At 47.7% G+C, this 14,030-nt stretch carries 13 protein-coding genes; 2 read left to right on the top strand and 11 right to left on the bottom strand.

The features are described 5' to 3' along the window. Positions 1-5: 5 nt before the first annotated feature. The 8 genes from AF331_RS05225 to AF331_RS05260 form a co-directional block, all read right to left on the bottom strand. A complete protein-coding gene (locus AF331_RS05225; RefSeq protein WP_053427081.1) occupies positions 6-911 on the bottom strand; it encodes a C40 family peptidase in 906 nt (301 codons plus the stop codon). Further along, the gene (locus tag AF331_RS05230) at positions 889-2,007 is read right to left on the bottom strand and encodes a dipeptide epimerase (protein WP_053427082.1); all 1,119 of its coding nucleotides are present in this window, start codon (positions 2,005-2,007) and stop codon (positions 889-891) included. The genes AF331_RS05225 and AF331_RS05230 overlap by 23 nt, the downstream gene beginning before the upstream one ends. A gap of 2 nt (positions 2,008-2,009) precedes the next feature. After that, the gene (locus tag AF331_RS05235; RefSeq protein WP_053427083.1) at positions 2,010-2,936 is read right to left on the bottom strand and encodes a S66 peptidase family protein; all 927 of its coding nucleotides are present in this window, start codon (positions 2,934-2,936) and stop codon (positions 2,010-2,012) included. A gap of 69 nt (positions 2,937-3,005) precedes the next feature. Continuing rightward, positions 3,006-4,631, bottom strand: a complete 1,626-nt coding sequence (locus AF331_RS05240) for a peptide ABC transporter substrate-binding protein (RefSeq protein ID WP_053427084.1) — start codon at positions 4,629-4,631, stop codon at positions 3,006-3,008. A gap of 42 nt (positions 4,632-4,673) precedes the next feature. Then, positions 4,674-5,687 (bottom strand): ABC transporter ATP-binding protein, encoded by a 1,014-nt coding sequence (locus AF331_RS05245; protein ID WP_053427085.1) that lies wholly within the window; start codon positions 5,685-5,687, stop codon positions 4,674-4,676. A 4-nt stretch (positions 5,688-5,691) separates the two neighbouring features. Beyond that, positions 5,692-6,639 (bottom strand): ABC transporter permease, encoded by a 948-nt coding sequence (locus tag AF331_RS05250; protein ID WP_053427086.1) that lies wholly within the window; start codon positions 6,637-6,639, stop codon positions 5,692-5,694. Further along, positions 6,639-7,571, bottom strand: a complete 933-nt coding sequence (locus AF331_RS05255) for an ABC transporter permease (protein WP_053427087.1) — start codon at positions 7,569-7,571, stop codon at positions 6,639-6,641. The genes AF331_RS05250 and AF331_RS05255 overlap by 1 nt, the downstream gene beginning before the upstream one ends. 14 nt (positions 7,572-7,585) lie before the next feature. Next, entirely contained in the window at positions 7,586-8,410 is an 825-nt protein-coding gene (locus AF331_RS05260; RefSeq protein ID WP_053427088.1) for a M55 family metallopeptidase, read from the bottom strand. Between the two features lie 216 nt (positions 8,411-8,626). On the opposite strand from AF331_RS05260, the gene AF331_RS21770 reads away from it, so the two are divergent. Continuing rightward, entirely contained in the window at positions 8,627-9,031 is a 405-nt protein-coding gene (locus AF331_RS21770) for a MerR family transcriptional regulator (RefSeq protein WP_179125808.1), read from the top strand. A gap of 51 nt (positions 9,032-9,082) precedes the next feature. Then, positions 9,083-10,387: a hemolysin family protein gene (locus AF331_RS05270; protein WP_082346867.1), complete on the top strand. Its 1,305-nt coding sequence runs from the start codon at positions 9,083-9,085 to the stop codon at positions 10,385-10,387. Positions 10,388-10,475: 88 nt separating this feature from the next. Here AF331_RS05270 and AF331_RS05275 read toward each other — a convergent pair whose 3' ends face one another. The 3 genes from AF331_RS05275 to AF331_RS05285 all read right to left on the bottom strand — a co-directional run bounded on the left by AF331_RS05275 (position 10,476) and on the right by AF331_RS05285 (position 13,989). Beyond that, positions 10,476-11,654 carry a TraB/GumN family protein gene (locus AF331_RS05275; protein ID WP_053427090.1) on the bottom strand — a complete coding sequence of 393 codons (1,179 nt, stop codon included), beginning with the start codon at positions 11,652-11,654 and terminating at the stop codon, positions 10,476-10,478. Between the two features lie 110 nt (positions 11,655-11,764). Beyond that, positions 11,765-13,039 carry a histidine--tRNA ligase gene (locus AF331_RS05280; RefSeq protein WP_053427091.1) on the bottom strand — a complete coding sequence of 425 codons (1,275 nt, stop codon included), beginning with the start codon at positions 13,037-13,039 and terminating at the stop codon, positions 11,765-11,767. Positions 13,040-13,281: 242 nt separating this feature from the next. Next, positions 13,282-13,989: an HAD family hydrolase gene (locus AF331_RS05285; RefSeq protein ID WP_082346869.1), complete on the bottom strand. Its 708-nt coding sequence runs from the start codon at positions 13,987-13,989 to the stop codon at positions 13,282-13,284. Positions 13,990-14,030 lie beyond the last annotated feature (41 nt).

Consider the following 14,030-nt stretch of genomic DNA (forward strand, 5'->3'; position numbering starts at 1 on the left):
GCCTCCTAGTCTTTCCAATAGCGCCTTGCTTCACAAAGTTCTTCCTCATAATACGTTCCTTTCAGCGATAGGGTCTCGATCGTCTTCCCTGTTTTTGGAGAGTGGATCATCACGCCGTCCCCATGGTAGATACCAACATGATGGACCGCACCCTTGCCTTTCTCATAAGCAAAAAACAGGAGATCTCCAGGAGCCAACGCATCCAATGGCACCTTCTTTCCGTGCAGGGCCTGATCATTTGCATCCCTTGGAATGATCACACCGTTAGCACGGCACATATTGTAGGAAAAACCTGAACAATCATATCCGAAAGCGCTCATTCCGCCCCAAAGATAAGGGAGATCCAAAAATTGCTCTCCGTCTTTCACAATCGCAGCACCGTCTCCCTGCACATCTGGTATAGTACGTGAAGAGAAAACGATATCATCCACTTGGAGGGTGCCGGGACCTTTCGGTGTCTGCACCCGAACGGCTTCTTCCGTTTGATTGATTACCGGAAGGGCAGTCAGATAGCTTAATTTCATTCTTCCATTCTCATATTCCAGCTCAGTGAACGGGACATTGACGATGGCATACCCGTCCTTCGGTACCTTGCGTTCATCCTTGCTCAGCTGAGAGCTCGGGATCCATCCTGGATATCCGTCTGCACATTTGGACGAAGGCTGCTCCGCCACGACTACCTCAGACCAGTCCCCTTCTATCCCTACCACGTTTACTTCGGTTCCGAACAATAGCTGGGATTGGATAAGATTGCGATCGCACAGCTCCAATAGTGATTCATAGTCCTGCGGAGCAATCCACTTTTCCATGTCTACAGGGTCGGACAGGATTTCTTCATCACGTTTTCTAGGGGATTGCGGTGTCGTCCATAAAGTGGCCACGGCCACATTAACTACTGACCTTTCCTTCATTGGTTATCCTCCCTTTCTCAAAGTGAATATGTTTAACGCCCAATCCAGGACTTTCAGAAAGTCTGATCTGTTTCCCTTCATAGGTCGCCCCGCCTTCAAGAAAATCGTGCGCTAGCATAAGGGGAGCGTCAAAGTCGTATCGGGTGATATTCCGGCTGCTGGCTGCAAAGTGGGCTGCAGCGGTGATACCTAAACGGGACTCGATCATGCTCCCCACCATGCATTCCATTCCCGCAGCTTCTGCAAGGACGTTGATCTTGATAGCCTGGTGAATCCCACCTGCTTTCATCAGTTTGATATTGATGAGATCCGCACATCGGTGCTTTACCACTTCCAGTGCTTGAAGTGGACTGAAGACACTCTCATCGGCCATGATCGGTGTATCCACATGGTCCGTTACCCATTTGAGTCCGTTCAGGTCATGAGCGGGCACCGGCTGTTCGATCAATTCGATTCCTAGATCAGAGTCTTCCATTTTTTTGATGGCACGGACTGCCTCTTTTGCTCCCCAGCCCTGATTCGCGTCGAGCCGTATCTGCACTTCCCTACCAATTGCCTCCCGAATCGCCTGGATCCGGCGGATATCCTTTTCTATGTCATCTTTACCTACCTTGACTTTTAATACATCAAATCCTTCTCTTATGTACTGACGTGCATCATTGGCCATCTCAGAGGGCTCATTGACACTGACGGTGAAATCCGTTTCCAATCGGTTCTTGTACCCTCCAAGAAACTGATAAAGGGGCAGCCCGCTTCGCTGGGCTACTAGATCATAGATTGCCATATCAACGGCTGCTTTTGCACTTCCGTTCCCGGTCATGCATGTTTGGATCCGATGGAATATCTCCTCATGATTCAATAGATCCCCTTTTAACAAGGCAGGCTTCAGATGATAGTGGATTGCTCCTTCTATACTTTGAAGGGTCTCTCCTGTTATGACAGCTGTGGGCGGGGCCTCTCCCCACCCGATCCGTCCATCTTCACAGGTGATTTTCACAATGATCGCTTCAGCGGCGGTCACGGTCCTCAGGGCCGTTTTAAATGGCTTGATCAGTGGAACATGGGTTTGAAATGTTTCAATTTTTTGGATGATCATGGTCATGACCCCTTTCGAAGCCCAGATTCGATTCTAAAGGAAAGATCCTGTGTATCCATAAAGCCATGTGCCCCGAATGGAATGGCAAAGCTAGGTGAAGAATGACCAATCATGAATCCTTTAAGGGTCGGTTTTCCAGCGGGAATGATATGGTGGTTGATCACTTCATCCAAGCTGAGGGAGCGGTCCCGTTTAACTGGATCGCAGTTTTTAAAATCTCCGATGATGATACCGGACGCATCGGATAATTTCCCGGCCATCTTCAATTGGTTGAGCATCCGATCCACTTTATAAGGTTCCTCATCAATCTCTTCGATGAAAAAGAGTTTTCCTTTTGTATCGATCTCATGCGTTGTTCCCAATGAATTGACCAACAGTGTCAAGTTCCCGCCTACAACGGCTCCGTCTGCTTTCCCTTCTACCAATGTTTCAATGGTTGAAAGCGACTCTGGATAAATGACATCCTCAGTGCCAAAGAGCTGATCAAAAGATTTCTTTGTCCACTCCGGTACAGAGTCAAGTCCGATATCAGAGCTTAGCATGGGACCGTGGAAAGTTACGAGACCAGTCTGTTGGAATATGGCCGTATGTAAAAAAGTGATATCACTATAGCCCCAAAAAATCTTTGGATTGCGGCCGATGAGGCCGAAGTCAAGATCTGAAACGATCCTTCCTGTTCCCACCCCACCACATGCACAAATGATTCCCTTTATTTCGGGATCTCTGAACATGTCATGCAAATCTGCCAGTCGTTCTTCATCCTTGCCTGCAAGGTATCCATTTTTTTCATAGAGATGTTTTCCGATCACAGGTTCCAGTCCGAGCTCTTTCAGAAAAGGCAGTGCCTTATTGAAGTTTTCGACATTTGGGGGGCTGGCCGGTGCAATCACACCCACTTTATCTCCCTTTTGAAGAGGTGAAGCTTTCATAGGTAGCACATCCTTTTAGTAGAAAAAGAGGGAGGGACAATGAGATTCCCCCTGTCCTTCCCGCTCCTTTTATTTTTTGTCCGCCCATTTGAGCTCCATATAGCCTACTGGATGACGGACGATACCTGAAACATCTTCATTTTGCATATATACGTAGTTATAGAAATGGATCGGGATGATCGGCATATCGTCCATGAGGATTTTCTCTGCTTCGTACATCATGTCGAAACGCTTCTGTTCATCTGCTTCGTTCAAGGCCGATTGGATCAACTCGTCGTATTTCTTGTTGCTCCAAGCGGTCCTGTTCATGGAATGCCCCGTCTGGAAGTTTTCAAGGAAGTTGATCGGATCTGCATAATCTGCCAGGAAGGAGCTTCTGGAAAGCTGGAATTTACCTGCTTTTTGTTCATCCTGGAACACATTCCACTCCATATTGGCAAGCTTCACTTCCACTCCGAGATTGTCCTTGAACATTTGCTGCATGGCTTCGGCGATTTTTTGATGAGTGTCACTCGTGCTGTAGGTCAAGGTGATGGCAGGAAGCTTTTCATAGCCTTCTTCCTTCATTCCTTTTTCTAAAAGACTCTTGGCTTCCTCTACATCCGTCGCGGTAAGATCACCGCTAGTTTTGCGGAAATCGTTTCCGTCGGCATCATTGAACCCACTGGCGACAAATCCGTAGGCGGCTTCTTCTTTGTTCTTGGTTACATAGTCGACCATCTGCTTCTGATCCACTGCCATGGAGAACGCTTTCCGGATATTTTTATTTTGGAATGGCTCCTGATCAAGATTGAACCTGTAGAAGTACGTACCAGCCTGATCTTCTACCTTGACCTTACCGTCCTTGAACAATTCCTCGCTCAGATCTGCCGGAACGTCTGCCGTATCGAGCTCGCCTGTTTTGAATAATTGATAGTCTGTGTTCGAGTCATTGACCATCGCCCAGTGGACTTCATTTAGCTTCACGTTCTCTTTGTCCCAGTATTGATCATTCTTTTCCATTACAAAATGGCTGTCATGCTCCCATTCCTTTAATTTGAATGGACCATTTGCCACGAAGCTGTCGGCCTCGGCAAACCACTGAGGATTATCGGTGGCGACTTTTTCATTGATTGGGAAGAATGCCGGGTTGGCGATGACGCTCAGGAAGTATGCCTGAGGGCTTTTCAATGTCACTTCGAACGTTTTTTCATCCACCGCTTTCACTTTTACGTCATCTGCACTGCCCTTTCCGGTATTATATGCTTCACCACCCTCGATAAAGTACCCGAGGAAGGATGCAGGAGATCCGGTTTCTGGATCGAGCAGGCGCTTCCAGGCAAATACGAAATCATTGGCCGTTACATCGTCCCCATTTGACCACTTGGCATTTTCTCTCAGGTGGAAGGTATAGACTTTTCCATCTTCCGATACATCCCACTTTTCAGCCATGGCCCCTTCCGGCTCATGCTTGTCGCTTAATCTCGTCAACCCTTCCATTAAGTTGTTCAGCGCTGTCCATGAATAGGAATCGAATCCGATCGGCGGATCAAAGGATGTCGGCTCCGCTCCATTGTTCAAATAAAGGATCTTTTCCCCTTTCCCGTCCTTTGAATCCTTTCCTTCCGAATTGCTTCCAGCATCTTCGTTGGCCGTACAAGCAGCGAGCATGACAAGGATGATCCCGAAAATAAACAGCTTGCTCCATTTCTTCATCTGATTTCCCCCTTATGATTTTTAATCTATCAATCTGTGAATCTAACGGATCGTTACATTCACAGCTGAAAGCATGGCTTGTTTTGCCCGATCATCCTGCAACCAGCAATCCACATGATGATCCTTTGAAAGGCGGGTCTTCTCAGGGTGCACCCTGTCGCATACCTCCATGGCCATGTCGCATCTTGCAGCGAATGGGCATCCTGCAGGAGGTGCAAATAAATCCGGGGGTGAGCCGGGTATGGGAATCAGATCCTCCCCTACGAGATCGAGCCTTGGTACTGAATGGAGGAGTCCCTTCGTATAGGGGTGCTGAGGGGTATAAAATATTTCCCTGCGGGTCCCCTCCTCCACGATCTTCCCTGCATACATGACAGCGATCCGATCTGCCACCTGGGCGACAACCCCGAGATCATGGGTGATCAGGATGATGGATACACCCGTCTTGTCTTGGATTTCCTTGAATAGCTCAAGAATCTGGGCTTGTATCGTAACATCCAGGGCGGTGGTCGGTTCATCTGCAATCAGCACATCTGGCTGACAGACAAGGGCCATGGCGATGACGATCCTCTGCCTCATACCACCTGAGAACTGATGGGGATATTGTTTGAGGCGCTCCTCGGGGTTCGGGATGCCCACAAGCTCCAGCATCTTCCGCGCACGCACCCCCGCTTCCTTTCGAGTAACGTCCTCATGCTGCAGGATTCCTTCTTTGATCTGCTCCCCGATGGTCAGGGTCGGGTTCAGTGCGGTCATCGGATCCTGAAAGATCATGGAGATATCCTTCCCCCGTATACGCCGCATCTGAGCCTCCGAGCATCTTAAAAGATCTTTTCCTTTGTACAGGACGGACCCTTTTCGGATCCTTCCCGGTGGACTGGGGATAAGCCTCATGATGCTTTGAGATGTCACGCTTTTCCCACAACCTGATTCCCCGACAATCGCGAGGGTCTCCCCCTTCTTCACCTGGAAACTCACACCACGTACGGCTTGAACTTCGCCTCCATATGTGGAAAACGATACATGCAGGTCATTCACTGATAGAACTTCTTCCATGGTGTTACCTCCTTAATTTCGGATCCAGCGCGTCCTGCAGACCATCACCCAGGACATTGAAAGAGAACATGGTGAGGGAGATGAAGAGCGCCGGGAAGAACAATCTCCACCAATGCCCCGATAGGATCGTCGACAGCCCGTCATTGGCCATGACCCCCCAGCTCGCGTATGGAGCCTGGATCCCCAATCCTAAAAAGCTCAGGAATGCTTCGGCAAAGATGGCACTGGGAACGGTCAGGGTCATTTGGACAATAATCGGTCCCATTGTATTCGGAAGAAGGTTCTTCCGGATGATTCTTCCCGTTTTCGTTCCAAAGGTTTTTGAAGCAAGAACGAACTCATAATTCTTGATCTGGAGGACCTGTCCCCTTACGATCCTCGCCATCCCGATCCATCCCGTCACGGTTAGGGCGACAATGATGGTCAACAATCCTGGTCCCATGACGACCATAAGCAGGATCACGACCAGAAGGTAAGGAAGTCCGTAAAGAATCTCGACGATCCTCATCATCACATTATCCGTCTTACCTCCCTTATAGCCTGATATCCCCCCATAGAGGATCCCGATGACAAAATCAATGAGAGCCGCCATGAATCCGACAAACAGGGAGATGCGGGCTCCGTACCATGTCCGTGTGAAAACATCCCTTCCCATGTCATCCGTTCCGAACCAATGACCGGCTGAAGGCGGGAGGTTCTGGTCGGCAAGAATCTGTTTCGTGACATTGTGAGGAGAGAGGATCGGACCGAGAATGGCCATGACAATCAGGGCGACCAGAAAAGACAGTCCGAGCATGGCAAGCTTGTTCTTCACGAGTCGCTTCCACGCATCCTGCCAATAGGAGAGGCTCGGTCTGACGACTGCCTCCCGCTCATTTTTACTCTTATCCAATGGTGCAAACCATTCGTCAGGAACGGTGGTCACTTTTTCTTCTCGTTTGGGGATCGCCATCATCTAGCCTCCTTCTTATGTAGTTTGATCCGCGGATCGAGCAGTCCATATGCCACATCCACCAAGAAAAGCATGACGATCAGGAAGGCACTGTAAAAGACGGTCGTCCCCATGATGACCGGATAATCACGCTGATTGATGCTCTCGACGAAATATTTTCCCATCCCCGGAATGGCAAAGATCTGTTCAATGACGAATGTACCCGTCAATATACCGGCTGCCAGTGTACCAAGGATGGTCACAACAGGCATGAGGGCATTTCGGAGGGCATGCTTGAACACGATTTTCCACGGGGAGAGTCCCTTTGCCCGTGCTGTCCGGATATAATCCTGGGTCAGGACTTCGAGCATGCTCGAACGCGTCAGCCTGGCTATGATGGCCATTGGTCCTGTGGCGAGCGCCAAGGTGGGCAGAATCATATGCCTCCAGCTCTGCCAAGTGGCCACGGGCAGAATCTCCCAGTACACTGCGAATTGCTGAATCAGCATGGTAGCCATGACGAAGTTTGGGATCGAGATTCCCAGCACAGCGAATGTCATGGCCATATAATCAATGAATCCGTTATGTCTCAGGGCTGCCACGATACCGAGTGTGATCCCGGAAATGACGGCGATGATCAAGGTGATCATCCCGAGTTCGAATGAGATCGGAAAGCCTCTGCTCAGCAAATCATTGACCGTCTGGGACGGCTTGGTGATGGAAGGACCAAAGTCCAGTGTCATAAGCGATTTCAAATATAGCCCGTATTGGACCAACAGGGGCTCATCGAGGTGATAATGGGCTTCAAGATTTTTTTGGACGGCTTCGCTTGTATTGCGTTCTTCGTTAAATGGTGATCCCGGTATGGCGTGCATGAGGAAGAATGTCAATGTGATGATCAGCCACAAGGTGATCACCATGGAAACCAATCGCTTCAACAGGTATGTACTCATCAGCTTCACACTTTCTAACAGAATGTAGTTTTCATTGCAAGTTCGGTCATGACAATCATTGCACGATAAGCTTCAAGGATATCTTCTGCATCGAAGCGGACCGTTGTCGAATCCGGTTCCAGGATCGTGCCTGGCATGGTACATGCCCATTCAGCCTGACCGTAGTTGGCGAATTCGATGCGAAGGATCGGGTTTTCCGGAGGGATCAGGGGTTTGACTATCGACCGGTTGGAAAGGGCCGAGAGGGTTTGTCTGGCAAGCAGGTCCGCGGCCTTCTTCGGCGTAAGGCTTTTGGCTACCGACCTGGTTATAGCCTCTTTCACGATTGCCGTCTTGACCTCTGGTATCAATTCATTTGCTTCAATGGCTGCCTGATCATCACCCGATACCATGAGAACAGGGACGCCATAGAATCCCGCCACGAGAGCGTTGAACCCCATTTCTCCTACGGCCATGTCATTGATGTACATATTCCTCACCCCGAAGGTCATGGAGTGGGACAGGACCCCCTTTTTCGATGCCCGTGCATGGTAGCCAATAAAAAAAGCACCCGAGAATGACTCGTCCAACCCCTGTACCATGGAAAACGGCTTTGCTCCACCGGTGATCAGGGATGTGTCGGGATGCAGCAGTTCAATCATCAGATTATTCATTTGTGAATGGCTGTCATTGACGAGGATGTCAGTGCAGCCTGCTTCAAAAGCAGCAGTGATGACGGCATTCGCTTCATCCGTCATGATTCTCCTTCCCCGTTCATAATTGTGCATCCTGGAATCAACGTGGGTTTGATCCACAAGCCCCGAGATTCCCTCCATATCCACCGAAATATAAATCTTCACCTTGCGTCCTCCTTTCATAGGAAAATATTATTAAATTTTCTTAATATTATAATAATTAAAGAGGGAAGTGACAAGGTATTTCGAGAAAAAAAGGAATAAACTCCTAAAAATAGAGCCCTGCCCCACCTTCTTTTCACCCATGGACATCTGAGTATCCTCAAATAATGAAAAAAGATTTTCTTTTTTGGTCGTTTACTTTAAAATAGAGACTATCACGTGACGGTTAGGAGGAAATCGTTTGGGACAGAGAAACTGAAAATTGGAGAACTAGCCGAGTTGGCGAACGTAACTAAGCGTACGATCGATCATTATACGAATATAGGGATTCTAAAAGTCGAACGCTCTCCTTCTAATTATCGCTATTATGATATTTCATGTGTAAACACGATAAGAGAAGTCAATGATATGAAATCAAGCGGCATGTCTTTGGACATGATAAGGAAGAAAATGATCGAAAAAGATACCGAGGAAATCGACGTACGGGCACTCAGATGGAAACTGAAAGACCTGAACACAGAAGTGACGGAGATTCTGAACCATAAAGAACTTTCACAAGCAAAAAAAGACCTTTCCAAAGAAAGTCAAACGCTCATCCAATCCCTCCTTCTGCTGTTAAACTAAATATTTTACTGGGAGGTGAACGTCTTACGTTTGTAAGACGATTCATTGGACATTGATTCATTATTATTGATTAAGTTAGCAGCAATTGCAGTCCTTATCGCCTTGACGGCCTTTTTCGTAGCCACGGAATTTGCCATTGTCAAAGTACGTACATCCAAGATCGACCAACTGATCGCTGAAGGCAAAAAAGGTGCAGTATCGGCAAAAAAAGTCGTGAGCCATCTTGATGAGTACCTGTCAGCTTGTCAGCTTGGGATCACCGTGACGGCACTCGGCCTGGGCTGGCTTGGGGAACCTACTGTGGAGACCCTGTTACATCCGTTATTCGAGTACTTTCACCTGAACGCGTCTTTAACCCATATCCTTTCATTCGGAATTGCGTTTGCCCTTGTCACATTCCTTCATGTAGTCGTCGGGGAACTTGCACCTAAAACCATGGCCATTCAAAAAGCAGAAACAATCACAATGCTCTTTGCTTCGCCGATCATCTGGTTTTACCGCATCATGTTTCCGTTCATCTGGTTCCTGAATGGGTCCGCACGTTTCTTCGTCGGACTGTTCGGTTTGAAACCCGCATCGGAGCATGAGCTGGCCCACTCGGAGGAAGAACTTCGCATCCTCCTTTCTGAAAGCTATGAGAGTGGCGAAATCAACCAGTCGGAACTCAAATATGTGAATAACATCTTTGAGTTTGATGAAAGACTTGCGAAGGAAATCATGGTCCCCAGGACGGAAATCATCTCCATCTCAAAAGATGCGACCATGGATGAAGTGATGGACGTCATTACGACAGAGCACTATACCAGATATCCTGTAGTGGACGGAGACAAAGATAATGTTCTCGGTTTTGTGAACGTGAAGGAGCTTCTGACCGCATCGATTCAATCTGCTGATGGAATCGACAGTCTCGAACCATATGTGAATCCTTTGATTCGAGTCATTGAAACCATCCCGATCCATGATCTTCTTGTGAAGATGCAGAAAGAACGCGTCCATATCGCCATCCTTCTTGATGAATATGGCGGCACATCCGGTATGGTCACCGTTGAAGACATCATTGAAGAAATCGTAGGTGAAATCCGTGATGAATTCGATGATGATGAAGTACCTGAAATCAGGAAAGTTAAAGACGGTCACTACATCCTGGATGCCAAACTTCTCATACAGGACGTCAATAATCTCCTGGGCACGAATCTCAGCGATGAGGAAGTGGATACAATCGGAGGATGGTTCCTTTCTGAAAACATCGATTCCAATGCAAGCAAGGAAATCGTCACCGAAGAAGGGTACACCTTCAGGATCCATGATAATGACGGTCATCAGATCCACTACCTTGAGGTTGAAAAAACAGTATAAAAAAACAAGAAGGAGCAGGGATGACCTGCTCCTTCTTGTTTTATCTTTGATTAAAAAATCAGGGGATAAAAGTCCTGACAATCGCCCCTTATGTGAAATTCTTAATGAAAAGCCTTACCACATCGGCCCCGCCGATGATCGTACCCAGGGTACTTCCAAGGTTTGCTAACACCACAATCAATAGGACACGGGTCACCTTATTGTTCCAAAATCCTTTTACGCTCAGGACATCTTCCGATAATGTATCAAAATCTTTTACACTTGGACGTTTAAAGTATGCCTGCACGAAACCTGCGAACCACCCTGCAGCGAGGAGCGGATGCAAAGAGGTGATGGGTGCGGCAATAAAAGCCGTCAAAATGGCCAGCGGATGCCCCATCCCGATCAGAACCCCTAGGGCTGAAAATCCACCATTCCACAAAATCCAGCTGATGGATTGATCGAATCCAGCTGAAGGGTTGTTGATGAAGGTATAGGCAATCAGCGCGATGATGGCAAGCGGGATCATCCAACCAATGATTTTCGGCGCCTTTGATTTAGGAGGACGCTCAGATAATCGTTCCAAGTCGTGCTCTTTATGAATCTCTTTTGTGATGCCTGGAACGTGGGCTGCACCCAGTACTGCGACCACCTTTTCCCCGGGTGCAGTCCTGATTTTTTGAGCCAGGTATTGATCACGTTCATCGATGAGTGGTGTCTTTAACTGCGGGAACACCTGCGTGAATTCATTGAGCATGGAGTCAAGCATATCCTTTGATTTGATCCGCTCCAGTTCTTCTTCTGTGATGCTTTCATCGCTGAAGATGCTGAAAATGATCTGGGTGAGCAATTTTGCTTTACCGGTGAATCCGAGATTATTCCAGATCCGTGAAAACGTGACCTGGATATTTCGATCGGCCAGCACCAGCTCGGCGCCCGTCTCTTTGGTAGATTCGATTCCCTGAATCATTTCTTGCCCCGGTTTGATCCCGAACTGTTTGGCCATCCGCTTCTGGAATGATCCGATGGCAAGATTCATAAGGAGCAGGGTTGCTTTTCTCTCCTTTATTACTTGGAAGATATCCGTCTGCTTCCATTTGTCTCCTTCGACAATGGATTGATAGCGCGGTTCATCAAGCTCAATACACACTGTATCCGGCCTTTCCCGCTCAATAACCTCCTTGACCTGCTCGGCGCTTTGCCTGGAAACATGGGCCGTGCCGATGAGGATGAATTCTTTGTCTTCAATATGTATCCTGGTAATGTTCTGTTCTGATTCAATTGACATAGGGTACCTTCCTTTTCAAGCAATGGACATTCTCTATCATATGATAAACTAGTTTTGGCAAAATTTAAATAAAATCATCTTTTTGCAGCATTCCCCGATTGTTCTGAAGTTCATCTGAACACCCATTCTGACTCATTTCCTGTCATCATATCCTTGACCATGCAACTCCGGTTTGAAACTTCCCTTTCTCCTATCACCGCCACAAAAGGGATCCCTGCCTTACGGGCATAGTCCATGCTTTTTCTTATGGACCTACCAGACATGTCCACTTCGACCCTGTTCCCTTCTTGTCTGAGTACACGCGCCATCCTGAAGGAGTGCTCCATTTCTTGGACCGGAATGATCAAGTAATCCACCCAAGGTTCAGGGCTGGTTTCTTCCTTTTCCAAAAGGGCTGTTAAAATGACATCCAGGCCGAAGGAGATTCCGACAGTGGAATAGGATCCCCCCTCCTCCCCTTTCAAGCCGGCAATGGCATTATGATAGCGCCCCCCGCTTCCGATGCTCGATCCCAGGCTGCCGTCCTTCATGAAAAGTTCATAGATGGTACCCGTATATATGTCCAGTCCCCTTGCAAGGTATGGATTGAATTGGCACTGAGCTTTCAATCCCAAACCTTCAAGGAGTTGCACCAGCTCTCTCAGTTCCGCCAGCCCCTCAGAGATCAATGTGTTTTTTTCTATATAGGGTGAAAAGTACTCCAAGCAAGTGGGGGAATCCAAGATGAATTGCTTTGTTTCTTTTAATGCTACGACACTAAGTCCTTTTTTCTTCAGTTCCTCTTCACATGCTTCCAGGCCGATCTTCTCCAATTTATCCAGGACGAGGATCACTTCCCCACTTTTCTCAGGAGGGATACCGAAGGATTCCAGCATGCCTGCAAGCAGCTTCCGGTTATTGTATTGGATGATCACTTCCATTTCCAGCCGGTCGAACGCATCCAGTGCCATCATGATAAGCTCTGCTTCTGCTACACATGAATCGACCCCAGTGACGTCTACATCACACTGAGTGAACTCCCTCATCCTTCCTTTTTTGATTGGGCCGTCCCTGAACACTTTACCGATTTCATAGCGTTTAAACGGCATTTTCAACGTCGGATTCATAGCCACTACTTTGGCATAAGGGATCGTTAAATCATAACGCAGGGCAAGATCGCGTCCCCCCCGGTCGCTCAGCACGTACATCTCCTTCAAGATTTCCGCCCCACCCCCATATTTGGAGGCCAACAAATCCGAATAATTGAGTATCGGCGTTTCTAACGGCTTGCAGCCGTATTGTATGAACACGTCTTCCAGTGTATTCCTCACCTTTCTTCGGATTCCTTCAGCTTCAGGCAAATAATCTGCTGTTCCTCTTACATTCTGATAATCCATCTTTCTCATTATGTCATCCTCCTTTTTAATTCAAAGGCCCCTTATCCAGAACACAAAAAACCGCAGCTGATCTAAGTAGAGACTAGAGTCAGATGCGGTTCAATGGGTAATAGCCTTCCTGGTTTTTAAAAAAACAACCGGCAAGGCTACTTGATATGATGATGGGATTGTGTCTGAATGAATAAAGTCATAAGAAACACCTCGAATTTTCACAATAATAGCACAATATCAATCATCAGGCAAGCTTTCATTTATATAGACTCGGAGGAATTATGCCTAGGCAGGGTTGGCCTTTCAACGTCCAGATTTCTCAAAACACCCATGAGATCAGGAAGCTGATCGATGATGGCATCTGCATGATCCGGTACGCTGTACCCATCACCCCGGAGCCAAATCGAGGTCATACCTGCATCCTTGGCACCCTTCACATCATTGATGGGGTGGTCGCCCACAAATGCGCATTCCTCAACCTTCACGCCCATTTTGCCGGCAATCGATTGAAAGATTCTCTTATCCGGTTTGCGCAGCCCTTCCGATTCTGAAATGAGGATTGTATGTGCATATAGATGGATGGACAACGCCTTTAGATTGTCAGATTGAAACTGATGGAATCCATTTGAGATTATCCCGATCAGCATCCCCCGTGCACGCAGTTCCTTCAACACCTCTTCCACTGGGCCCAAGGGGATGCAGTGATGGTGAAAATGGGTTAGATAATCAGACAGAAGCTCTTCTATGGTACACCCCCTCAGGTCGAATTCCCGAATCAGGGTTTCATAAACGATATCCTTCCATACATAACCCCGATCATCCAACTCGATGAAGCGATCCATGAAGGGGTCCTTTTCCACATGTTCAAACATATTCAACCGTGCGTATTGATCCTCCAGGAAGCTATGAAGCGACTTATCCCTGTCCAGGAGAGTATTATCAAGGTCAAAACAAACCGCTTTGATCATTGTATCGACCTCCCATTGTTCTGTATTGTCAATGTAAAGCT

The organism is Rossellomorea marisflavi (assembly GCF_001274775.1).
Taxonomy (GTDB): domain Bacteria; phylum Bacillota; class Bacilli; order Bacillales; family Bacillaceae_B; genus Rossellomorea; species Rossellomorea marisflavi.

What these genes read in the sequence shown, in the direction of transcription:
- AF331_RS05225 (WP_053427081.1), bottom strand. Translation starts at nt 911, where the DNA reads ATGAAGGAAAGGTCAGTAGTTAATGTGGCCGTGGCCACTTTATGGACG.
- AF331_RS05230 (WP_053427082.1), bottom strand. Translation starts at nt 2,007, where the DNA reads ATGATCATCCAAAAAATTGAAACATTTCAAACCCATGTTCCACTGATC.
- AF331_RS05235 (WP_053427083.1), bottom strand. Translation starts at nt 2,936, where the DNA reads ATGAAAGCTTCACCTCTTCAAAAGGGAGATAAAGTGGGTGTGATTGCA.
- AF331_RS05240 (WP_053427084.1), bottom strand. Translation starts at nt 4,631, where the DNA reads ATGAAGAAATGGAGCAAGCTGTTTATTTTCGGGATCATCCTTGTCATG.
- AF331_RS05245 (WP_053427085.1), bottom strand. Translation starts at nt 5,687, where the DNA reads ATGGAAGAAGTTCTATCAGTGAATGACCTGCATGTATCGTTTTCCACA.
- AF331_RS05250 (WP_053427086.1), bottom strand. Translation starts at nt 6,639, where the DNA reads ATGGCGATCCCCAAACGAGAAGAAAAAGTGACCACCGTTCCTGACGAA.
- AF331_RS05255 (WP_053427087.1), bottom strand. Translation starts at nt 7,571, where the DNA reads ATGAGTACATACCTGTTGAAGCGATTGGTTTCCATGGTGATCACCTTG.
- AF331_RS05275 (WP_053427090.1), bottom strand. Translation starts at nt 11,654, where the DNA reads ATGTCAATTGAATCAGAACAGAACATTACCAGGATACATATTGAAGAC.
- AF331_RS05280 (WP_053427091.1), bottom strand. Translation starts at nt 13,039, where the DNA reads ATGAGAAAGATGGATTATCAGAATGTAAGAGGAACAGCAGATTATTTG.
- AF331_RS05285 (WP_082346869.1), bottom strand. Translation starts at nt 13,989, where the DNA reads ATGATCAAAGCGGTTTGTTTTGACCTTGATAATACTCTCCTGGACAGG.